General features: G+C 40.5%; 27 protein-coding genes and 1 pseudogene. 17 read left to right on the top strand and 11 right to left on the bottom strand.

Annotated features, from left to right (window positions below; all coding sequences use genetic code 11):
- Positions 1-2: 2 nt before the first annotated feature.
- Together ABFG93_RS09435 and ytzI are read right to left on the bottom strand one after the other, a co-directional pair.
- A complete protein-coding gene (locus ABFG93_RS09435; protein ID WP_347552521.1) occupies positions 3-194 on the bottom strand; it encodes a YwbE family protein in 192 nt (63 codons plus the stop codon).
- Complete coding sequence (gene ytzI, locus ABFG93_RS09430; protein ID WP_347552520.1) at positions 172-351, bottom strand: YtzI protein; 180 nt, start codon at positions 349-351, stop codon at positions 172-174. The genes ABFG93_RS09435 and ytzI overlap by 23 nt, the downstream gene beginning before the upstream one ends.
- 274 nt (positions 352-625) lie before the next feature.
- On the opposite strand from ytzI, the gene ABFG93_RS09425 reads away from it, so the two are divergent.
- From ABFG93_RS09425 to ABFG93_RS09400, 6 genes are all read left to right on the top strand, one after another.
- The gene (locus ABFG93_RS09425) at positions 626-970 is read left to right on the top strand and encodes a flagellar basal body rod protein (protein WP_347552519.1); all 345 of its coding nucleotides are present in this window, start codon (positions 626-628) and stop codon (positions 968-970) included.
- Positions 971-997: 27 nt separating this feature from the next.
- Positions 998-1642, top strand: coding sequence for a PspA/IM30 family protein (locus ABFG93_RS09420; RefSeq protein ID WP_347552518.1), 645 nt, complete (start codon positions 998-1000; stop codon positions 1640-1642).
- A gap of 98 nt (positions 1643-1740) precedes the next feature.
- On the top strand, positions 1741-2466 hold the full coding sequence (liaF, locus tag ABFG93_RS09415) for a cell wall-active antibiotics response protein LiaF (protein ID WP_347552517.1): 726 nt from the start codon (positions 1741-1743) through the stop codon (positions 2464-2466).
- Complete coding sequence (locus ABFG93_RS09410) at positions 2463-3494, top strand: sensor histidine kinase (protein ID WP_347552516.1); 1032 nt, start codon at positions 2463-2465, stop codon at positions 3492-3494. The genes liaF and ABFG93_RS09410 overlap by 4 nt, the downstream gene beginning before the upstream one ends.
- Positions 3487-4119 carry a response regulator transcription factor gene (locus ABFG93_RS09405; RefSeq protein WP_347552515.1) on the top strand — a complete coding sequence of 211 codons (633 nt, stop codon included), beginning with the start codon at positions 3487-3489 and terminating at the stop codon, positions 4117-4119. The genes ABFG93_RS09410 and ABFG93_RS09405 overlap by 8 nt, the downstream gene beginning before the upstream one ends.
- Before the next feature lie 284 nt (positions 4120-4403).
- Positions 4404-5252 carry a YitT family protein gene (locus tag ABFG93_RS09400; RefSeq protein WP_347552514.1) on the top strand — a complete coding sequence of 283 codons (849 nt, stop codon included), beginning with the start codon at positions 4404-4406 and terminating at the stop codon, positions 5250-5252.
- 325 nt (positions 5253-5577) lie between these two features.
- On the opposite strand, the gene ABFG93_RS09395 is transcribed toward ABFG93_RS09400, so the two are convergent.
- Positions 5578-6606, bottom strand: a complete 1029-nt coding sequence (locus ABFG93_RS09395) for an NADP-dependent oxidoreductase (protein ID WP_347552513.1) — start codon at positions 6604-6606, stop codon at positions 5578-5580.
- A 241-nt stretch (positions 6607-6847) separates the two neighbouring features.
- Between ABFG93_RS09395 and ABFG93_RS09390 the strand changes: the two genes are divergently transcribed.
- Positions 6848-7555, top strand: a complete 708-nt coding sequence (locus ABFG93_RS09390; protein ID WP_347552512.1) for a YqjF family protein — start codon at positions 6848-6850, stop codon at positions 7553-7555.
- Positions 7556-7594: 39 nt separating this feature from the next.
- Here ABFG93_RS09390 and rarD read toward each other — a convergent pair whose 3' ends face one another.
- Complete coding sequence (gene rarD / locus ABFG93_RS09385; RefSeq protein ID WP_347552511.1) at positions 7595-8536, bottom strand: EamA family transporter RarD; 942 nt, start codon at positions 8534-8536, stop codon at positions 7595-7597.
- 113 nt (positions 8537-8649) lie between these two features.
- Here rarD and ABFG93_RS09380 point away from each other — a divergent pair, with 113 nt between their 5' ends.
- Positions 8650-9348 (top strand): VCBS repeat-containing protein, encoded by a 699-nt coding sequence (locus ABFG93_RS09380; protein ID WP_347552510.1) that lies wholly within the window; start codon positions 8650-8652, stop codon positions 9346-9348.
- 41 nt (positions 9349-9389) lie between these two features.
- On the opposite strand, the gene ABFG93_RS09375 is transcribed toward ABFG93_RS09380, so the two are convergent.
- Positions 9390-9515, bottom strand: coding sequence for a DUF2639 domain-containing protein (locus tag ABFG93_RS09375; RefSeq protein ID WP_347552509.1), 126 nt, complete (start codon positions 9513-9515; stop codon positions 9390-9392).
- A gap of 186 nt (positions 9516-9701) precedes the next feature.
- Here ABFG93_RS09375 and ABFG93_RS09370 point away from each other — a divergent pair, with 186 nt between their 5' ends.
- Complete coding sequence (locus ABFG93_RS09370; RefSeq protein WP_347552508.1) at positions 9702-10046, top strand: DUF1992 domain-containing protein; 345 nt, start codon at positions 9702-9704, stop codon at positions 10044-10046.
- A 127-nt stretch (positions 10047-10173) separates the two neighbouring features.
- Here ABFG93_RS09370 and ABFG93_RS09365 read toward each other — a convergent pair whose 3' ends face one another.
- On the bottom strand, positions 10174-10851 hold the full coding sequence (locus tag ABFG93_RS09365) for a class I SAM-dependent methyltransferase (protein ID WP_431522067.1): 678 nt from the start codon (positions 10849-10851) through the stop codon (positions 10174-10176).
- Positions 10852-11095: 244 nt separating this feature from the next.
- Between ABFG93_RS09365 and ABFG93_RS09360 the strand changes: the two genes are divergently transcribed.
- A complete protein-coding gene (locus ABFG93_RS09360; RefSeq protein WP_347552801.1) occupies positions 11096-12337 on the top strand; it encodes a lysine N(6)-hydroxylase/L-ornithine N(5)-oxygenase family protein in 1242 nt (413 codons plus the stop codon).
- A gap of 309 nt (positions 12338-12646) precedes the next feature.
- Here ABFG93_RS09360 and ABFG93_RS09355 read toward each other — a convergent pair whose 3' ends face one another.
- Genes ABFG93_RS09355 through ABFG93_RS09345 form a run of 3 tightly spaced genes read right to left on the bottom strand, consistent with a single transcriptional unit; the run spans position 12647 to position 14107 of the window.
- Positions 12647-13012 carry an STAS domain-containing protein gene (locus tag ABFG93_RS09355; protein WP_347552507.1) on the bottom strand — a complete coding sequence of 122 codons (366 nt, stop codon included), beginning with the start codon at positions 13010-13012 and terminating at the stop codon, positions 12647-12649.
- Positions 13013-13036: 24 nt separating this feature from the next.
- Positions 13037-13309, bottom strand: coding sequence for an acylphosphatase (locus ABFG93_RS09350; RefSeq protein ID WP_347552506.1), 273 nt, complete (start codon positions 13307-13309; stop codon positions 13037-13039).
- A gap of 48 nt (positions 13310-13357) precedes the next feature.
- Positions 13358-14107, bottom strand: coding sequence for a TIGR02206 family membrane protein (locus ABFG93_RS09345; protein ID WP_347552505.1), 750 nt, complete (start codon positions 14105-14107; stop codon positions 13358-13360).
- A gap of 98 nt (positions 14108-14205) precedes the next feature.
- Here ABFG93_RS09345 and ABFG93_RS09340 point away from each other — a divergent pair.
- Positions 14206-14746 (top strand): annotated as a pseudogene (locus tag ABFG93_RS09340) (flavodoxin family protein).
- A gap of 82 nt (positions 14747-14828) precedes the next feature.
- Here the strand turns inward: ABFG93_RS09340 and ABFG93_RS09335 are convergent.
- Positions 14829-15617: a PAS domain-containing protein gene (locus tag ABFG93_RS09335; RefSeq protein WP_347552504.1), complete on the bottom strand. Its 789-nt coding sequence runs from the start codon at positions 15615-15617 to the stop codon at positions 14829-14831.
- A 243-nt stretch (positions 15618-15860) separates the two neighbouring features.
- Between ABFG93_RS09335 and ABFG93_RS09330 the strand changes: the two genes are divergently transcribed.
- From ABFG93_RS09330 to ABFG93_RS09305, 6 genes are all read left to right on the top strand, one after another.
- Entirely contained in the window at positions 15861-17075 is a 1215-nt protein-coding gene (locus tag ABFG93_RS09330; protein WP_347552503.1) for an EAL domain-containing protein, read from the top strand.
- A gap of 94 nt (positions 17076-17169) precedes the next feature.
- Positions 17170-17571: a secondary thiamine-phosphate synthase enzyme YjbQ gene (locus ABFG93_RS09325; protein WP_347552502.1), complete on the top strand. Its 402-nt coding sequence runs from the start codon at positions 17170-17172 to the stop codon at positions 17569-17571.
- Between the two features lie 2 nt (positions 17572-17573).
- A complete protein-coding gene (locus ABFG93_RS09320) occupies positions 17574-18044 on the top strand; it encodes a low molecular weight protein-tyrosine-phosphatase (protein WP_347552501.1) in 471 nt (156 codons plus the stop codon).
- Complete coding sequence (locus tag ABFG93_RS09315) at positions 18041-18907, top strand: fructosamine kinase family protein (RefSeq protein WP_347552500.1); 867 nt, start codon at positions 18041-18043, stop codon at positions 18905-18907. The genes ABFG93_RS09320 and ABFG93_RS09315 overlap by 4 nt, the downstream gene beginning before the upstream one ends.
- 74 nt (positions 18908-18981) lie before the next feature.
- Positions 18982-19383, top strand: coding sequence for a YtxH domain-containing protein (locus tag ABFG93_RS09310; protein WP_347552499.1), 402 nt, complete (start codon positions 18982-18984; stop codon positions 19381-19383).
- A gap of 19 nt (positions 19384-19402) precedes the next feature.
- A complete protein-coding gene (locus ABFG93_RS09305; protein ID WP_347552498.1) occupies positions 19403-20233 on the top strand; it encodes a YihY/virulence factor BrkB family protein in 831 nt (276 codons plus the stop codon).
- A 34-nt stretch (positions 20234-20267) separates the two neighbouring features.
- On the opposite strand, the gene ABFG93_RS09300 is transcribed toward ABFG93_RS09305, so the two are convergent.
- On the bottom strand, positions 20268-22175 hold the full coding sequence (locus ABFG93_RS09300) for a heavy metal translocating P-type ATPase (RefSeq protein ID WP_431522066.1): 1908 nt from the start codon (positions 22173-22175) through the stop codon (positions 20268-20270).
- Between the last annotated feature and the right edge of the window lie 150 nt (positions 22176-22325).

The following is a 22325-nucleotide window of genomic DNA, read 5'->3' as shown; positions in this document are numbered from 1 at the left end:
CTTTAAAGTATCGTTTTTACACGTCCAACCTGTCCATCCTCAAGACGCACTTTAATTCCATGCGGGTGAGTTGGTGACTTGGTCAGAATGTCTTTCACAATTCCCTTTGTCGTTTTACCAGTTCGCTGATCCTGCTTTAGTACAATTTCTACCGTTTTACCTGGTGATATATTACTTCGATTCTGTCCGTTCATGTTTAACCTCTTTCTCTGTCGATTCATTACGGTGTTCCTCAGGCAACGGATCAACAGTATGTTTTACACTGTACCCTTTTGATACAGCAAGTCCAAAAGCTGCGGCAATGACAATTGTCATGATGACAACAACAATTATTGTAATTGTAATAACCATCCCCGGGCTCCTTTCCGTGGTGTCTGCTTACACTTTACCATGATTAGCTAAGTTAGGATAGAAGATGCTTAGTTAGTGGGGGATTCCTGTCATTATTATTGTCTCCACCGTTTTCAATTTTGAGGGATCCAGTGCCAGCCGGGTCTAACCGGGAGCTTTTGCTTTTCATTAGCCTTATCTTTACTAAGCCTCTGGTCCTACTAAAAGATATAGCTCTGGCTCGTTATGCAATATAGTGGGGGGAGATAAAATGGGAGTATGAAAGGAGGCGAGGATGGTGAAGAAAGCAAGCTTACTGATACTGGGCGTGATTGCTGCTATTGTTCTACTTTCGAATCTCGGTTCGTTAGTAGGTATGGCAATCAGTCTTGGGATCCTATATGTGGCGGTTAAGCAGTTTATTAAAACTGATTCAACAGCAGGCAAAGTCATCTGGGGAATCGTTGGATTCGTCGGTTTAAGTATAACAGTAGCTAATGTGCCGGCTATTCTAGGAATCGTAGCGATTTATGTTCTCTATGTTGTGTATAAAAAGTGGAATGCAACAGGTGAAGACAAGCAAGCGAACGATCCGTTTACGAACTTCGAGAAGCAATGGAACGAATTAAAACGCAGCTAAATAATAATGAATAAGGGAGAGAGAAGCATGGCAAATTTACTTAATCGCATTAAGGATACAATTGAAGCAGATTTTCACAGTATGCTTGATCATAAGGAGCAGAAAAATCCTATATCCCTTTTGAATCACTATCTAAGGCAATGTGAAAAGGAAGTGGAGAAAGCTCGAAAGCTAGTCGAGCGCCAGGCAACGCTTCAGGGAGAGTTTAGAAGAGAGCTTGAGAAGGCTAGAAAGTATGCTGAGAAGCGAGCTGGACAAGCAGAACTGGCTAATGAAGCTGCTGAAATGGATCTATACGAATTTGCTAAGCAGGAACAGTTACAATTCGAAGAGCGCGCAGATCGACTTTCCCAGGTAATGGATGAAGCGGGAATAGAGCTTAAAAGACTTGAACAAAAATATGAGAAAATGAAGCACAAGCTCAAGGATATGTCGATTAAGCGCATGGAGCTGATGGGTAAAGAAAACAGTGTACGGGCCCATCATAAAATGGATCTTGTTCTGGAAAATAGCAGTCCAAACCAACCATTTAATCGTTTCGATGAGATGGAAAGTTATATCGATCAGTTAGAAAAAAAGGTCAACAGGGATTACTATATGTCCAGCATCGATGCAAGATTTGTAGCACTAGAAAAAGGTGTGGAAAAACAGGAAAGTCATTCAAGTACTTAAAGAAATAGTGGTATTCTATAAGAGGCACAGTCAGTGCCTTTTTTACACGTGATAATAACTTAGCGTCATCATTAAATGACATGGATGGAGGGACGCCTGTGTGGAAGGGTCGAAATATTGATACCGTGAATGGACTCCTGATTGTTGGAGTTATTCTCCTTTTACTTGAAATATCCTTAAACGGCGGCCTTCTATTCTTATTTGTTATAGCCGCGCTATTTATATATATGGGGAGAAAGCGACTACCGAAGACATCTGGTAAGGTGTTTATCGGCATTGGACTATTCTTCTTTCTAACCACCATCATGAATATGGTTGTAGTGAAGTTCTTTCTTCTTGTTCTTCTCATTTACCTAGGCTTCCAGTTTTATCAGTCCAAACAGAAGCCTAAGAAAATCAGGCCAGTGTTAGAACAGCCGGTTGAAAAAGAGGAAGGAATTCTCAAGCAGGAACCTCTTTTTCAAAATAAATGGTCAGGACGTCAGAAAACGCATGATCATGTTTATGAGTGGGACGATGTTAACATCCAGACTGGTTTTGGTGAAACAATCATTGATTTAAGTTATACCGTTCTCCCAAAAGGAGAGTCGGTTATTATGATACGAAACGTTGTAGGGAATGTTCAGATTCTTGTTCCTTATGAACTTGAGGTGAGTATTCATCATTCAGCTATGGTAGGCTCGGCATCTCTTTTTCACCATGAAGAACCAAGGGTTTTTAACCAGGTGCTTTCATATAAAACGAAGGGGTATGAGGAAGCATCTGAAAAGGTGAAGCTTGTCACATCAATGTTTGCAGGTGATATTGAGGTGAAGCGGATATGAATGTGATTCAGCGTCATATGTTTGTTGGTGCCTCATTATCTCTCATCCTGCTTCTATTTTTTTCAATCGTCTATTTCACTGTTTTTCCTCCAGCTACCCTTGCTCTCCTATTTAATAAGGAGTTAATGGACTTGCCTTTTGGCTTCATTGTTCCTATTGTGACGATAATGATTGGAATGCTAGTGGGCTTTCTTTCAGGTATCTATTCAAGAAAAGAGCTTCAATTCGTTGCAGATACACTTGAGGAGCTTGATAAAGGGAGGCCGATACATAATAAAAGCGGTCCAAGTCTTGAGGGGATCTTTCTTCAGGTTGGCAAACTTCAGCATCGCATCAATGAGCAGGTTAGGCTTGCACAGAAGTTGGCGAATGAAAAGGCAGAGGATCATGAGAAGCGTGTCCAGCAGGTCGTCTCTGAAGAAAGAAACCGGCTCGCTCGGGAGCTACATGATTCAGTCAGTCAGCAGTTGTTTGCAGCGTCAATGCTGATGAGTGCCATAACCGAAACCCGCGAATCACAGGATGACAGGGAAACAAAGCACCTAAAGATGGTGGAAGAAACAATTCACCAATCACAGTTAGAAATGCGTGCGCTTCTCCTTCATCTAAGGCCAGCTGCGCTCAAAGGAAAGTCACTTGAAGAAGGAATTAAGGAGCTATTAAACGAATTATCTCAAAAGGTACCGATTGAAGTGAAATGGAAGCTCGAATCGATTGAACTTGATAAAGGGGTAGAAGACCATCTTTTTCGCATTTTACAGGAATCAGTTTCGAACACTCTCAGACATGCTAAAGCGACCACACTTGATGTTCTTCTAATTCATAGAGAGGAACGGATTATTTTGCGTATTGTCGATAACGGCGTTGGTTTTAAAATGGATGAGCATAAAACTGCGTCATATGGCCTTCAAAACATGCACGAACGAGCACTTGAAATTGGGGGAGCGCTTAAATTAGTAAGCCTTCCACAAAAAGGTACAAGGTTGGAAGTGAGTGTACCACTGGTTGGGGGGGAACGGAATGATTAACGTATTATTTGTCGATGATCATGAGATGGTGCGAATTGGAGTATCTTCCTACTTATCGACTCAACCTGATATTGAAGTAGTTGGGGAAGCTGATAATGGGAGAAGGGGAGTAGAGCTTGCCCTTTCTCTTCGGCCTGACATCATTTTAATGGATTTAGTTATGGAAGAAATGGACGGCATTGAAGCAACGAAAGATATTATCGAAAAGTGGCCTGAGGCGAAGATTATAATCGTAACAAGCTTTCTCGACGATGAGAAAGTATATCCGGCGTTAGAAGCTGGTGCGACTAGTTATATGCTTAAAACCTCTAAAGCAGTCGAAATTGCGAATGCTGTTCGAAAAACGTATCATGGTGAATCTGTTTTAGAGCCAGAAGTAACGGGCAAGATGATGTCACGTATGCGGAGTCGTGCAAATACTCCTGCGCATGAGGAACTGACAGAAAGGGAAATGGAGATACTCTTGCTGATGGCACAGGGGAAAACGAACCAGGCCATAGCGGATGAACTGTTTATTGCTCTTAAAACGGTGAAGGTGCATGTTAGTAACATTCTCAGTAAGCTTGAAGTACACGATCGTACACAGGCAGTGATTTATGCTTTTAAACATGCACTGGTGAAATAAACTAGAGTTTGCACAGGGTCAAGTAAGTGTTCCTGTGTTTTTTTATTAAATGATCAATGGGTGAAAAACTATTGATTTGCAAACGTTTCTGGAACGGAATATTTGGAATGTTTGTGTATATTCGTGTCGAAATACACAAAACTCATAGTTCTTATTGCCTGTTTTTAGAGTGAAACCGCTTCATTATAAAATCTTAGGTTTAGGTTGTTTACAAAGCTCTAAATCCCTATTATAATCCCGATTGTGCTTATGAAACGAAAACAAAACAACGGGAGGGATAATAGATGCTTCATCACATCAAAACTTATCTGCTAATTACGCTGGGGGCGCTCGGAGTTGCCACCCATGTTCATTTTTTCCTATCTCCTAATAACCTTGCAACCGGGGGAGTCAGTGGTTTGTCGATTTTGATGAACCATCTAGTCCCGGACATGTCAGTCGGAATGTTTATGATTATTTTGAACGCAGTACTTTTGTTAGTTGGAATTCTTTTTCTCGGTCCTAAATTCGGTGTTAAAACCATCTATGCAAGTTTTGCTTTATCTCTTGCAGTTTGGGCATTTGAGCGTTTTATCCCGGTGACAGAGCCATTCAGCCAGGATATTTTGATCCAATTGATCATCGGACAGTGTATCGCAGCGGCGGGTATGGGTCTTGTCTTCCATCAGAAAGCCTCTACTGGAGGTACTGATATTATTGCGATGATCCTTAACAAATACTTTTCAATGGAAGTTGGTAAAGCCGTTCTTATATCTGATATTTCGATTGCTTTATTTTCAGTGGCCCTGTTCGGACCAGAAATCGGTATGTATGCCATCTTCGGCGTTATTTTAAATGGTTTAGTGATCGATTATACGCTTCAGAGTTTCGAGGCGAAGAAAGAGATCGTCATTATTAGCAAAGAGAGCGAAATGATTCGCACATTTATCGTTGAGGAAATCGGCAAGGGTGCAACGATTCATACTGCCCGAGGCGCATTCACTTCAGACGAAAAGGAAGTAATCACTACTATTCTCGGTAGAAAAGATCTTCTTAAATTGAAAAAACATGTTGGTGTTGTTGATCAAAAAGCCTTTATCACTGTTCACAGTATGAAGGAAATTCTCGGTCAGGATTTTAAGTCACTTGCATAATAGAACAAAGCCCCTTTTCCCAGTTGGAGAAGGGGCTTTGTAATGGGTTACCTGTTTCATATATGAGGGTAATGATAAAAATCAGAGCTGCGAGTATATAAGAAGAGTAAACAACTAAAGGGACATCTCCATTCTGGTTTTTCACACCAATCCCAATAAAGGCCGAGACAAAGATGAGTGGGTAGACCCAATTATTCTCACTTTTCAAGAAGAACAGTGCAAGAATGGTTGCAATGATTAGTAGAAGAAATGTTTTCTTAAATTAGGATATAACAAATAGAAGATATAGAAACACCCGCTCTATGAATTGAGCGGGTGTTTAGTATTAACTGTTTAGCGTGGCGTATTCAGGATCAGCAACTTTAACAAGCTGTTTCCCAAGGTTAGTACCTTCAAAAAGACCGAGGAAAGCGTCAGGAATATTTTCGAAACCTTCTACAATTGTTTCCTCGTATTTTAACTTGCCTTCCTGAAGCCATTTGCCGAGTTCGGCAGCACCTTCATGTAAACGATCTGAATAATCGCCTACAACAAAGCCTTTCATAAGGGCACTGGATTGAATAAGCTTCGTTTGAACACGTGGTCCAAGATCAGCTTCTTTTTTGTTATATGAAGAAATAGCACCACACACAGGGATACGAGCAAACTTGTTTAGTAAACTAATGGCCGCATCGCCAATTTCTCCACCAACGTTTTCGTAATAAACATCAATGCCATCTGGACAAGCATCTTTTAGTGCCTTATATACGTCCTGTGTTTTGTAGTTAATCCCTTCATCGAAACCAAGTTCATTTTTAATATAGTCGATCTTGTCATCTGAACCTGCAATTCCGACTACTCTGCATCCTTTGATTTTTGCAATTTGACCTACAACGGACCCTACTGCACCAGCTGCGCCGGAAACAACAACGGTTTCGCCTTCTTTTGGTTGACCAATATCAAGTAAACCAAAATACGCTGTTTGACCTGGCATTCCAAGAATCCCTAGGTGAGATGAAATTGGGGCTACGCTTGGGTCAATTTTACGAAGATGCTTTTCCTTCGCTACAGAGTATTCCTGCCAGCTAAGGTGCCCAATCACGATATCACCCTGACTGAATTTAGAAGAATTCGACTCGGTGACCTCTGCAATAACGCCACCATTAAGAGGTTCATTGACCTGAAAAGGTGCAACGTAAGATTTTGCATCTCTCATACGACCTCTCATATAAGGGTCTACCGATAAATAAAGTGTGCGAAGTAGTACTTCACCTTTCCCAGGTGAAGGAATTTCAGCTTCAACGAAATTGAAATGTTCCATTGAAGGCATGCCCTCCGGACGTTTTGCGAGATGAATTTGTCTTTGTTTACTCATTCAATATCCCTCCATTTTTATGATTGAATCTTCATTCATATCAAAGCTGTTTCCCCTAAACGGTATCACATATGGTTACAGTTTATCAAAGTTTTCGCATTGTAAAATCATTTCAAAGATAGCGTGTATCAGCTTGCGGTATTAGGCCTATGTGAATACTGCTAACACATCGAAAAATTCTTCTTTATTGAACAAAATGCACAATATTGGCTATGCTATATTAAAAGAGGGGGAGATCAAAATGAAAAGTAGGAAGAATGGCTGGATTATGAAACAAACGTGGGAGAATCTTCTGTTTCTTCACTGGCCAGTAGAGGCTTCCTGGCTACAATCATTGCTTCCTCCAAAATTAGAGCCAGATACATTCAATGGACGCGCCTGGATTGGAATAGTTTCTTTTGAAATGAATCACATCAGATTTAGAGGTCTCCCGCCAGTCCCGTATGCTTCCCGATTGCTGGAATTAAATGTGAGAACGTACGTTAAATATGGGAACAAGCAGGGAGTTTATTTCTTTAGTCTTGATGCAAGTCATAATCTTGGTGTATCTATCGCGAGAAACATTTTCCATCTGCCATACTTCCGTGCAACCATGTCGGTATCTATTGATGCAGAGCGAGTAAACTTTTCATCACATCGAACTCATAAAGGAGCAAGAGAAGCAGATTATCAGCTTACATACAGACCAATTTCTGATCCCTATGAAGCACAGGGAGGCAATCTGGATTACTGGCTGACAGAAAGGGATCGGTTATTTATTGTACGGAAAGGGAAGGTCTTTCAAGGGAAAATCAAACATAAGAAATGGCCACTTCAACAAGCTGATAATGATGTTCTTCTTGACTCGTTATCACAGCCATATAAGTATCAAAAAGATGAGGCGATTGCTCACTTTTCAAAATCTGTAACAACATATCTCTGGCCACTTCAGAATGTAACTCATACATGAAAAACCCACACAAGGAAGTGTGGGTTTTTCATGGCGTGTTTACGATTCGAAAGATTGCTTCGCTTGAAAATATCTCGGTTCAATTCTGCGGAAGAACTTTGTGCGAGCGAGTGTGAAGATCAAGAGAGCTATCCAGATCAAAGCGAAGCTTATCAAGTGAGCAGATGTAAAAGTTTCTCCGTATAGAAATACACCCTGAATCAACATAAGGGTTGGTGCTATATATTGAAGAAAGCCAATCATCGAAAGGGAAATACGGTTTGCCCCACTTGCGAAGAGTAAGAGTGGAACAGCTGTTACAATTCCAGCACCAAGCAATAAAGCCGTGATCCCGGTATCCGATACATACAGAGCATCTGTAAGGCTATCTCCTGCCGTAATGAGGTAGATCAAGGCAAATGGTGTAATGAGTAACGTTTCAATTGTGAGGCCTGTTAATGCACCGAGTCTCGCTGTCTTCTTGAGTAGACCATAAATTCCAAAGCTTAAGGCAAGAACAAGTGACACCCATGGCACTTCTCCGAAACGAAAGACAAGGTTGAGCACACCAATGGCAGCCAGCGCGAACGAAATCATCTGCCAGAAGGATAGTCGTTCTTTTAGAAAAAAAATACCGAGTAAAACGCTAATTAATGGATTGATATAATAGCCAAGGCTTGTTTGGATAACATGATCGTGGTTCACTGCCCAAATAAACGCAAACCAATTTATTGTAATAAATAATGAAGCGAACGTGATTGCAGTAAGTTTTTTTGGTTGTTTAAAAATCGAAATTAGTTCTTTTTGGAAAGATGGTAATTTTCCTAACAGCAGAAGTATCACGATCATAAAGACAAACGACCAGATAATCCTGTGGGCGAGCACTTCTTCAGATGGCACTTCTGCAACAAGCTTCCAATATAAAGGGAGAATTCCCCACATGAAATACGCCCCGGCACCAGCAGCAATGCCGAATTTATGTTCTCGATCTATTCCAACCATAGCTTTTCCCCTTTTCAATAGTTTCACTTTACTAAGTTTAGCTTCCTTTCCAGATCATTACAATGAAAATGGGCCGGAACCTTAACATAGACTACCAAAGAGAGGGGATGGTCATGATTAGGAATGAACGGATTATATTAGATCAAAAAGTCGGAGATGTCACGGGAGATGGAATTCCTGATAGAGTCGTTATTACAGGAGTAAAGCCTTATGGTAGTGAGTCGCCCTTTGTAGATGAAGTGATATTAACGATTAGAAATGGTTCAACCTCCGATGCATCTTTCGCTCTACCGGGAAGCAGCGGATATAACCCGACACTATATCTTGGGGATTTTACTGGAAACAAAGTGAACGAAATATTGGTGCGTTCCGATTCAGGAGGGAGCGGAGGGATCACGTATGATTTTCTTTATTCCTATTTGAATCAATCATTAAGGCTCCTATTTGATCAACAAGGTTTCTATAACGCTTTTACGTATTCCGTAAATTACCTGGATTACTATCAGGCCAAAGTAGAAAATCAAACATTAAAGAACACCTATATTGTGAGTCTTTTATATAAAGGGGAAGAATACTTATCAGAAATTTACGATGAAGATGGAAAGTTGAAACAGCCAGTTCGTGGCGACGTTCTGCCGCCAGGAGGTGTTTATCCAATTGATTTACAACGAGATGGCATTGATGAGTTGCTCGTTTATCAGAGGGTAATTGGAAGATACAATGCGGATGGTCTTGGCTTTCTATCTACACCAATCCAGTGGCAGGGAAATCAATTTGTACCAATGTATCAGACATTATGTATTTTCGGGTAGTGATTATGTAAAAAGGGAAGATCTCTCTTCCCTTTATCGTATTATTGTTTTTCAAGAAGAGAAGCAAGTACGTGTTTCTTGAACTTTTCAGTCTTGCGTCCTTCGACATAACGTACATCGTGTTTTTTAAGCTGTTCAACGTACCAGCCTTTACTTGCGTAATGCATCGAACCATCCTTTCTCTAATGAAAGTTCTATAAGGATTATTCAAATAAACCCTAACCGAAAACCATGTTAACATCCATACCCTACTTATGAAAAGGGTGAAAACTAAGTTTTTAATAATAAATTTGCGATGGAATTCATGACAAATCACCTTGAAAATTAGATAATAAAAATAAGGAGGGATGAGGATGGATTTCGCCTGGCTTGTTGCAGAAGATAAAATTAAAACTTCGATGAAGAACGGTGAATTTGATGATTTACCTGGAAAAGGTAAGCCAAAAAAGCTTGATGATTTATCCATGATTCCAGAAGAATTGCGCATTGCATACAAAGTACTTAAAAACAGTGGATATCTTCCAGAGAATGTTCAATTGCAAAAAGAGTTAGTATCACTCGAGGAGCTACTGAGGTTCTGTGGTGACGAAGAAGAACGGATGCATCTAAAAAAACGGATCTCTGAAAAAAGCTACGCTATAAACAGCTCTCGAGCGAGCGACGATCCAGACTTGCCCCGGAGTATCGTAATAAAGTAGAAAATAAATTAACTGAATCTTGAGCCAGGACCCTTATCAGCAGATAAGGGTCCGCAGTCAGTGCCTCCAAAACCCGTTAGCACTGATTAACATAGTGAACTCGCACAGGTTGTGCGGGTTGTTTGCATTATAGCGTAATGGCTCTCAAGAAAAAACGATGTGAAGGGAAATCGATGTACCCCTTTTCGATGATTTCCTTATGAATTTGGTAAAGCCCATCTCGATAGAAGCGGGTATACGGAAATTCCTCTTTTGCATCAATTATTTTAAACCCAACTCCTTCAAGCTCATCAACAGCATAAGTGAGGCTCCAGTGCTCAAATGGCGAGTCAACTGGTGCACCAAGCTTGCGATTAAGTTCGCTCATATCCTTTCCGCCAACCTGTTGCGTGATAAATACGCCATTATCCGTCAATATTCGTCTGAGCTCATGAGGGGAATAGGATTCATGCTTATTCATCACTAATGAAAAGGAGAGGTCATCAAAAGGTAATCTACTGTCCTCTTCAAAACCGTAAACATTCACGCCAAGTGGTTCAAGTCGTTCTTTTGCAATTGCATACCCTTCAGTAGCTGATAGTTTTTCAGGAAATGGCTGAAGCGTTTCAAGGAATTCACCACCGCCTGTCCCCATATCCAGTACACTTTTGCTTTCTCGGAACCTAGTAAGGACTTGTGATCTATACGACCACGTTAGTGGCTCCGAGATGGTCCGCTCGGTAGTTGTAATGTAGGAAAAATCCCAACCAGAAAATGGAGTCTCCATTTCAGACAAATGATATTCAAACAAAGTATTAGTAATCAAAACCCACCCCTGTCATTTCTTACCATTGTATCAAAACAGTTTAAATTAAGGGGAAATGCTTCTTAAAAGATTTAAAAATGTCAGTAATAGGGTAAAACAAGATATGCATGAGAATCTTTCAACTAGTGGCTATACCGGTCCATGATGAAAGAGCATTGAAAGTAGTTTAAAGGACGTGACGACATTGAACAATGATAAAATATACGATCTTGCCGGGATTGGGATTGGACCATTTAATCTCGGGATGGCAGCACTGGCTGAACAATCAGAATTAGATGCGATCTATTTTGATAAAAAGGCGGAATTCAATTGGCATCCAGGGATGTTAATTGATGGGATGGATCTTCAAGTTCCTTTTCTAGCCGATCTAGTTACAATTGCAGATCCCAAAAGTCCTTATACATTTCTTAATTACCTGCATGAACATAATCGCCTTTACCAATTCTATTTTTTTAATAAATTAGATATACCGAGAAAAGAATACAATGCTTACACGCGGTGGGTTGCAGGCAATCTTTCAAATTGTCACTTCGGTAAAGAAGTCATTGACGTCGTATATCGTGATGGGGAGCAGTACTATGAAGTGACTATAAAAGATGTACAAACGTCACGAAACCAGGTGGTAAAAGTAAAACATGTTGTGCTGGGTACAGGTAGTGTGCCAAATATTCCAGAAGGATTTGATCAGTATCCGATTGAAGATGTTCTTCATACAAACCACTATCTTTATCATGAGAAAGATATGAAGCAAACGAAATCAGTCACTGTAGTAGGATCTGGCCAAAGTGCAGCTGAAGTGTTCTACGATTTGTTGCATGATCAAGAGAGATATGGCTACAGCTTAACGTGGCTAACTCGTTCTCCGGGGTTCTTTCAGCTTGAATCTGCTAAACTTGGACAGGAAGTATTTTCACCTGACTACGTCAGCTATTTTCACGGTCTTCCTTTTGAAGAACGAAAAGAAGCGCTCGGAACGCTTGGAACGCTTAGAAAAGGAATTGATCCTACAACACTGAAATCTATTTATCATCTTCTATATCATCGATCTACTGAGGTGCAGCTTGACGTCACAATACAACCGTTAACAGAAGTGAATGCCATTACTAAAGTTGGTCACTGCTATCGGCTTTCATGCAGACAGTGGCAGGAAGATCACGAATTCACCGTTGATTCAGACAAAATTGTACTTGCGACTGGATATAAGCCACATTTTCCTGAATGGTTTGTTCGAATTGGAGAAGAAATTGAATGGGAAGATGACAAACGTTTTAAAGTAGGAATGGACCAGGAGCTTATCTTTAAGGATGGTCGAGAGAACCATGTGTTTACTCTTACAAACCTGGACCATTCTCATGGAGCTGGAGCTACAAACCTTGCTTTATCTGTTGAGCGCAATAAGCGTGTGCTAAACTTTATAGCTGGTAAAGAGTTGTATTCGGTGAATATGAACACTGTATTTCAACAATTTTCCAGTAAAAAGATGTGAGAAGTACTGTTATACAGCGCTTCTTTTTTATTGTGATGTGCTTCATTCCTTGGCGTCGAATGATGTATATTACTTGACTAAAGATGGGGGAATCAAATTTTTCCAACAGTATCAAGAGATAATAAACGTCAGGACGGAACTTCTTTTATGGCTGAAAGCTATTGCTTCTGGAAACAAAAAAACTGAGAGCTAAGCCTCAGTTTTTCTCGTTATCGATGGGAACAATTTTGAACCCTTCCAGCTGTACAACATGATTAATTCCCTGTCGAAATGTAGCGAAGGTAGGAATTGAAGGGTCAAGATCGATTGTCATGAGCCATTGTATTTTGTCATCGTTTCACACAATATTCGCGCTGATCTTTCTCCCATTTCGGCTAAATCAGAAAAATCGAACAGTACATAATCAGTTCCGTGAGTTGCACAATAGTTGAGAACGCTCTCTACTAGCCTTTCAGAGCGAACATCAGTCATTTTGCCGATACATGGTACCAGTATGGCATTGTCGATTATTGTAGGAATAACAGCTGTCGATAATTCGTTTACAAGCTTTTTATTTTCTTCAAAGTCCTTTTGCTTTTCGGTAACGTATCGCCAAACAAGTAAATAACCAATCTTTTGATTGAATTCACTAAGGAATTCAGAAACCACGATATTGGCTGCAAATCGACCGAACAACGTAATCGTACTTTCATATTTTATTTAATAACGAATCGAAAAGGAAAGCTCATTTTCCAATACTTCTTTATCCTCCGTAGTGACTTCTTCTACAGAAGAGTAGGGGCTACCGGTACGAATAGCTGAAATAAACCGCTCAAGCTTCTGTTCATCTCCTTGGGCTTCGATACCAACAGATCCATCCATATGATTCATAACGTGACCACTTACCTCATATTGAGCTGCCTTTTGTTGAGTGAAAGCTCGAAATCCAACTCCCTGAACTTTTCCTTTCACAATAAGATAATACCGCTTCATCTGGATTCATCCTTTCAATCTCTTTATAGTAATTCATTTCCTTTTTAGTTAACTACTAAACGAAGAGATCTTTCTTCGTGTTTTGTTTAACCATTTGGAGAAAGTAAAAGGCAAATATAGAAGATGAAAAGCTACAATTGCTACACCTTCTAGTGAAAGCAAGTACCAAGGCCAGGGACCAAGGTAAGCAAATAGTGTATTACTTAAGGGCTTTTCCATTAAAAACATATAGTTTGCATTAAGTGTGATGTTCAGAATGAAGATGAGTGTTACATACGCATTTAAAGCAAAGAAGGCTTTCCAGATTGACCGATAAGAAGGTACAAATCCTTCAACGATAATCATGGACCATGTGGCAATAACAATTCCTCCATGTGCAACAAAAAAGTGAAAGAAACGAAAATGTGGGTAACCATAAACACCAAGATCGGGTGTAAGCATAGCAAGAATGGCACTTCCTGCACCTGCGAAATAGGTGATTTCAAAAAGGCTTCTGTTTTTCGTAAGAACAAGAAAAACAGCCAGAAATAGGGAAATGCTACTGAGTTGAAGAGGTAACCCAACTGCAACATCCCATTCATTATGATAAATGAACCAGATGTGAAAGCTAGCTTCAGACAGAAGAATAATAATCGCAATCCCTATTCTGAAGATAAAGTTTAAGGAATGCTCTCTTAAGTTATTTCTAAAGAGGAACATAAGAATCATCATCACTACAATTGTGCCGAGTACCACAAGATGCTCGTTTGAAAAAAGAGAGAAATCGTGATCAGTGGACCATGAGAAAAAGGCATGCATAGGCGGAACCTCTATTCTGAAAATAAATAGCAAAATGGTTTAAAGGAATGGAGCTTAACGCTATGATAAAAGATGGAAAGGGGATTATTATGAAAAAGATACTTGTACTTGAAGGAAGCGGTAGAAGTAATGGTAATACGGAAGCCCTTACGAACCATGTCCTTGATGGATTAGAGCGCACTAAAGATCCATTTGAGGGAATTATCGGTTCAGCCCATTCATGATCAACGCCATAACGAGGGTGGTTTCACTCCTGTGGAAGATGACCACCATCAAGTAGTAAAAGCAATTCTTTCGAGCGATATTATTCTTTTCTCTACACCCTTATACTGGTATGGCATGTCAGGTATTATGAAAAACACAGTGGATCGCCTCTCACAGGCTATGCGCGATGACCGTTATGAGCTTAGAAATCAGCTAAAGGGCAAGGAAGTATACGTTATTGTATGTGGCGGCGACCAACCACGCTTGAAAGCTCTTCCGCTTATTCAACAATTCCAGTATATCTGCGATTTTCTTGGAATGACTATGAAGAGTTATTTAATCGGTGAAGCCGGTAAGCCTGGTGAGATTGAAAAGGATGAAAGAGCCCTACAGGAGGCTAGAGCGTTAAATGCAGCAATTAAGATTAAAATATAGTTTAAGGAGGAAGAAGCTTTCGAACACTGTTTCGAAAGCTTCTTCGGTAACATTCATTTCAAAAGCATGAGTTGCTGCTCTGTTATTGAATAGACACCAGGGCCTGCTTAACAGATGAAAAGCTTTTAACGGTTGAGAGGGAGAAGTCTGACTCTATGCCCTCCAAAATAAACTCTGGTCTGATCCCTGTAATCATGAGCATAGCACCCATTAACTTTATAAGCTGGTTAAGTTGGTAAACTCCTTTATGAAGCTGACTTGTAAAGTGGCTAACTCCAGACAAGTCCAGAATTAAATACTCATCACCGCTTTTTTGAATATGAGCACTAACATTATGAAGCAGAAGTTCAAGACGTTCATCATCAATTTCCCCTACAACCGGAACGATAGAAACATTGCGATCGATTGGAACGATAGGGGTTGAAAGGCGCTTTACTTGTTCAAGATAGTGGTCAGATCGCTCTTCTGCATACTTCCGTTTCGAAACATCCTGCTGCACTCCTACAAAGTAGGTCTGGTGCTCACTTTCAATAAATACCGGGTAGATTTGAAGTTCATTCCAGAATACTTCACCATTCTTCCGATAATTTTTTATTTCGAGTTTTATTTTCTCTTTATTACTAATCGCTAAACGTAGCTTGTCGATGTCATCCTGATTTGTATCTTGTCCTTGAAGGAAACGACAGTTGTATCCAATGGTTTCGTCAGCTGAATACCCGCTGAGTTTTTCAAACCCATTATTTGTGTAAACAATCGGATTATCAGGGAGCTCTGGATCCGTTATGACTACTCCGGCGTCTACATATTCAATTGCAGTTCTGACAAATTCATTCTTCTTCATTCGCTTTAATTGATCTTTATTTACCCTCATTTTTACATCTCCATGACTGAACAATTCTCATTCGATCATCACCTTTTGCATTCATTTTACTACTAGTATAAAACGCTCACGGATAAATTCCAACGATAAGTCCACTAATTCAGGTGAATTTGGGCAAAATTGTATCGTCAATTGGTGAGAATTTTTGCTCAATAGTGAGTGATTTTAAAAAGGCAACGCAAGGTTCATGATATAATAATAGTATTTATTTTGATCCGTGGGAGGGGTTATGTAATGGATGCACTTGATGTAATGGGAAAGAAAGATAAGATCTTCCCATACTTTCAACCGATTGTTAGCGCTGATAAGCAGCAAATTATTGGGTACGAAGTCCTTGGAAGAATCCGTACTGAGGAGGGTATTAAAAGCCTGGGATTCTTCTTTGAGGATTCTTCGATACCAGAAGAGTATATACTTGAAATTGATACTCATATACGTAATGCAGCGATCGATTATTTTCAGAAGAGAGAAAGTGATCAAAGCTTATTTTTAAACTGTAATGCAAGACACCTTCTTTACGACCACGGTGAAACCATTACGAACTCTCTGGAGGACTATGCTACTAGTGGCATCTCTTATGGGAAAATCGTGATTGAAGTTTCAGGATATGACGTAGAGGATGACCAACTCCAGAAGCTACAGCATATTCTGACCTATTATAAAAGTCTTGGTGTTCAAGTGGCCATTAGTCATGCAGGGAGCACAATGAGTAATATTGAGAAGATCGCCTTCCTTAATCCAAATATCATCAAAGTTGATTTAACAAACTTAAAAGACAAAGGCATGCCTCCTGAGTATCGGGAAGTGCTTTATGCTCTTTCTATGCTTGGCCGAAAAATCGGGGCAACCCTTCTATTCGAAGGGATTGAAGGAATCGGTCAACTCAAATATGCCTGGGAAAATGGCGGACGCTATTATCAGGGATACTACCTTGGCAGGCCGGGACCCGAATTCCTTTCGGTTGATAAGTGCAAACCACTATTAACAAAGGAGTTCCATCACTTTATTGAGCATGAGAGAAAGCGCTTGCTGTCTCTCTACACCTTATCGCAAAATTTTAATCACCATTTGCAGCAGCAGGTAAAGCGTACGAAGCACAACGATTGGAATGTCATCGTATCTGAAGCAGCGCAGTCTCTTGGAGAAGCATGTTTTAGAGGGTATATTTGTGATGAAGACGGTCGACAAGTATCTGCCAACTATTATCGCAATGGAGAAGGGATCTGGGAATCTCAGCCTGAATATGAGGGGGATAACTGGAGTTGGCGCCCTTATTTTCTTGAAAATATCGTTAGGATGAGACATGAACAGGTCGGCATTCTTTCCGATTTATATAGTGACATAGAAACAAATGAGCTGATTCGAACCTACTCCTATCCAATTAACGAGACGCATTATTTGTTTTTGGATATCCCCTATCTTTACCTTTATGAACGTGATGATTATTAATGGATATAAATGGATATAGAAGAGTAATTGATCAATTGAATGAAAAGAGCGGAAGAAGGGTAGTACAAGTATAGTGACATTGGGAGGGATGGAGATGTTAAAACGAATTTCTGTAAAAACAAATCAGCGAGATGAGATGCAGGACATTACTTCTGAAGTAAGGAGCGCACTTAAAGAAGACAGTTTTCGAAACGGCATTGTTATCGTCTATTCAGCACATACGACCGCAGGCATCACCATAAATGAAAATGCAGACCCTGATGTGAAACACGATATGCTAATGAGGCTGGATGAAGTGTATCCATGGGAGCATCCTAAATACAGACACGGTGAAGGGAACTCTGCTTCTCATTTAAAGACGAGCACAGTGGGAGCATCACAGACAATCATTGTTGAAGACGGCAATATGATATTAGGTACATGGCAGGGCATTTATTTCTGTGAATTTGATGGGCCACGTAACCGTACAGTTTACATCAAAACATTGGAGGGATAACGATGATCCGTGTATTGTTCGTTTGTCTGGGAAATATTTGCCGCTCACCAATGGCAGAAGCGATTTTTCGCTCTAAGGTCAAGAAAGCTGGATTGAATCAACAACTTGAAGTAGATTCGGCCGGAACAGGAGACTGGCATATTGGTGAACCACCACACGAAGGTACGTCGGAAATTTTGTTTAAGCAAAGCATTCCGACGGACGGAATTAAGGCAAGGCAGGTCAAGCAAACGGATCTTGATACGTTTGACTATATTGTAGCGATGGACGCTGGAAACTTAGGAGAACTCCATGAAATGGCGGGAATGAAGTCGACTGGTTCCATTTCTCGTTTAATGGACTACGTTACAGACAGTGAGTTTGAAGACGTCCCTGATCCTTATTTTGATGGTAATTTTGAAGAAGTATACGAAATGGTTGAAGTAGGGTGCGAGAAACTGCTTCAGCATATTCAGAATGAAAAAAGCTTATGAAACAGGCAATAGAAATGGCATTGAGTAAAATTGGTGACGAAACAAGCATCGTGAAATGGGAATCCGTTTCTGGTGGGTCAATTAATCAAGCCTTCTATGTGAGTACAGGCAAGCAGGAATACTTTGCGAAACTGAATCGCACTGCACCGGATGGTTTCTTCAAGGCGGAGGAAAAAGGTCTTAACATTCTTTCCAGTCACGGTATTCGGGTTCCTAAACCACTTGTGCTGTTACCTCGCGGTGAAACGGAAATGGTTTTTCTAATGGAATGGATTTCCCCAGCAAGATCAAATAAACAAAGTGAGCGTTCGCTTGGTCGTCTTGTCGCAAATATGCATCATAATACCGTGGATATGGCAGGGCTAGATCACTCCAATTACATTGGCGAACTTCATCAGGAAAATAATCAGACAGATGATTGGGTCACCTTTTACCGGGATCAGCGACTCGGTATCATGCAAGACATAGCCAATGAAGCAGGAGTCCTTTCTGGAGACCGAGATCGCCGCTTAACAAAGATGAGAGAAAGGTTGGACTTATTCATTGGACATAAGCCTGACTTTTCACTCCTGCATGGTGATTTATGGGATGGAAACAGGCTTGTGAATGAAAATGACGAGCCTTACTTAATTGACCCTGCAGTTTACTACGGTGATCGAGAAATTGACATTGCTTTTACATATTTATTTGGAGGATATACAGAGGGTTTCTATGCGCAGTATGATGCGGATTACCCCCTTGAGAAGGAATGGGAGGATCGTATTCCTGTTTATCAGTTGTATTATCTTCTTGTTCATCTTGTCCTATTTGGGGAAAGCTATGGAAGTGCCGTGGATCGCATTCTTCAAAAATATACCACTTGATGGTAATATTTGCGTTTCAAGGTGATCAATAGAGGGAAATTAATCTCATCTTTATAAATCGAGGAGGAAATCAAATGAGTCAGACATATCAGAGTCGAAATCAAAATAAATTGTTTAAGGCAGTCCTTATCGGTGGACTGGCAGGTGCTTTAATTTCACTTCTGGATAGCGGTACAAGGTCGTCGATTAAAAGTGGTTCTAAACGCGCAGGAACAATTCTCCGAGATGTTAAAAACAATCCTTCCTACTACACTGATAAATGGAAGCAGACGGTTGACGATGCGAGTGAATTAATGAAGGAAGTGCAGGATGATATTTCCACTCTTTCTGAGAAGTTTAGTGGTCTAAAGGACAGTTCAGTTGAAGCTTTTAACCTCGTGAAGGAAACGCAGCATGACTTAAAAGAAATCGGTTCGAGAGTCGTTGAAGCAGGTGAAGAGCTAACAGGAAACAATGATGGATCAATAACGCACTAATCGAGCCGCAGGAGGGTATATGGTGGATGTATCACTAACTAGGTTTTCAAAACAGCTTTTCTCAAGAATGAATGAACACCAGGTGACAGACTTATCAGCACAGCTTGCCTACTATTTCTTACTGTCGCTTTTTCCGTTCTTAATCTTTGCCATTACCCTTCTGGCTCATTTTGATTTTTCTCAGGAACAGATTCTCGACCTAATCGCCCAATATGCGCCATCTGAATCATTCGTAGCCATTCAAGAGAATCTTATTCTGGAGGATGGGGCACGGAAAGGGCTTTTGTCCTTTGGGATCATTGCAACAATCTGGTCTGCATCTAATGCGATTAATGCCATTATTAAGTCACTTAATCGAGCTTACAATGTGCATGAGAGTAGACATTTTTTATTAGCGCGCGGACTATCGATCTTATTATCAATCGCGATGATTTTTGTAATCGTTATTGCGTTAATTTTACCGGTTTTTGGTGAAACGCTCTGGCGTTTCTTCGTGTCATTTTTTGATATTTCCGAATCGTTTGGATTTATGTTCGCTATTATTCGCTGGGTTTTGAGTCTTTCCATTATGATTGTCGTGTTTATGTTTATCTACTATTACGCTCCGAATAAGCGCTTGCATTATAAAGACGTTTTGATAGGATCTGTTTTTGCTTCGGTACTCTGGCAGCTTGTTTCACTTCTGTTTTCTTATTACATTAACAATTTCAGTAACTATTCTGCTACATATGGCAGTCTTGGTGGGGTGATTGCGCTAATGCTCTGGTTCTATTTGACCGGGCTTGTGATTATTGTAGGTGGAGAAGTGAACGCGACATCTAATTATTTTCGGAAAAAATCCCAGTCTTAAGAAAACAGCAGCCATTTTGGCTGCTGTTTTCTAGTTATTTTAGTAATCGAAGGCCATTCAGAATAACAAGGATCGTACTGCCTTCATGTCCGAGGACACCTAGTGGAAGAGATAAGAACTGAAAGAAGTTAGATACGATGAGGAGCAGGATGACAACAATTGAGAATATAACATTTTGTTTTACGATTTGATTTAGACGATTCGAAAGGCTTACTGCTCTCGTTAGCTTTCCGAGGTCATTTTTCATTAAAACAACATCTGCTGTTTCAAGGGCTACGTCAGTGCCCTGGCCCATTGCAATACCTACATCTGAAACAGCCAGAGCAGGTGCGTCGTTTATGCCATCTCCGATCATACCAACTGACCCATATTGTTCTTTCAACTCCTGCATTTTTGTTACTTTATCTTCAGGCAGGCAATTTGCATAGAAGGTTTTGATTCCAACTTCTTCTGCAATTGCTTTTGCTGTTTGTTCACTATCTCCGGTCAGCATAACGGGTTCAATACCGCGATACATTAATGCTTTTACCATTTCCGCTGATTCGCTTCTTACTTTATCTTTTAGTGCAATCATTCCAGCGATTCCGTTTTGGTCAGATGCAAGGACGATTGTTTTCCCGTTTTTTTGGAGTCGATTGTATTGAGTTTCAAAAGAGTCGAACCCAACTGCAGTAGCGAAGAATTCCAATTTCCCAACCTTCCACGTTGTTTCATTGATTTTCGCTTCAACACCCCATCCCGAGTGATCTACCATTTCATCAGGTTCAAACCATTTGACTGATCCAGCATAGGTGACAATCGCTTTAGCGAGTGGGTGAGTCGATTGGCGTTCAATTGACGCCACGGCTTTGATAAAATCATCTTCGTTCACGTCGTGCCGTGTGAGAACATCTGTTACCACAGGTGATCCTTCAGTAAGTGTACCTGTTTTGTCAAGCGCTACAGCCTTCATTGACCCAAGTTGCTCAAGGTGGACGCCACCTTTAAAGAGAATCCCGTTTCTTGCACCTGCAGAAATGGCTGATAATGTTGCTGGCATAATCGATGCAACGAGGGCACATGGTGAAGCTACAACAAGAAAGACCATCGCTCGGTAAATGGTTTCCTCCCATGTCCAACCGAATGTGTAATGAGGAAGAACCATCAGGAGAGCACCTGTTAAAAGAACAATTTTTACATACCAGCCTTCAAGTTTTTCAATAAATAGTTGTGAAGGGGCTTTTTGGTCCTGTGCTTCCTGTACGAGCGAGATGATTTTCTGGAAAACAGTATCTTCACTCCGCTTAGTCATTTCTACTGTTAGATGTCCTGAAATGTTTAATGTGCCAGCAAATACGTCATCATCAATTCGTTTAATAACAGGAATTGATTCTCCTGTTATCGCTGCCTGATCAAGTGATGTCTGCCCTTTCCTGATCACGCCATCAGCCGGTACACGCTCACCAGGTCGAATGAGGATGGTATCTCCAATCGATAAGGAGGAAGATGGAACGACTTTTTCTATGCCATTTCTAACAACCGTTGCAGTTTCTGGCTGTATTTCCATTAAAGACTCAAGTTCACGTTCACTTTTGTTTAAAGTATAGGTTTCCAGTGCCCCACTTAGCGCAAAAATAAAAATGAGAATAGCGCCTTCTGTCCAATAGCCAATGCTACCGGCTCCAATCGCCGCAATAATCATAAGAAGTTCTACATTCACATCTCTGTCCGCGATCGAATCCTCGATGCCTTCTTTTGCTTTTGCAAAGCCGCCAATGACAAACGCTGTGATATAGAGGATGGATTCAATAGAAGGAGTAAAAGTACCTTCCATTACCCAAGCGAATGCAATGATAAATCCACTTAATAAAGCAGCTGCAAGCTCACCGTGTTGTTTCATCGCCTGCCACCAGAAGGAAGTGTGCGATTGATATGCGTGTGATTGAATATTTACCTGTTCCATTATCATTCCTCCTTTTTCTAATTGAGAAAGATAGTCATCTTCATTTGCCTTATAAACATGCAATGCTGCGACCATTGAACAGGTCACAGCAAATTTAGGACTGATAAATCAATTTTTTATAATGCTTATTGAGAATGCTTTTCATTAGAT

Origin of the sequence: Pseudalkalibacillus hwajinpoensis (genome assembly GCF_039851965.1) — a bacterium.
Taxonomy (GTDB): domain Bacteria; phylum Bacillota; class Bacilli; order Bacillales; family Guptibacillaceae; genus Guptibacillus; species Guptibacillus hwajinpoensis_E.
Note: the sequence above shows the minus strand (reverse complement) of the source record. Positions and strands in the feature narration are given on the sequence as shown.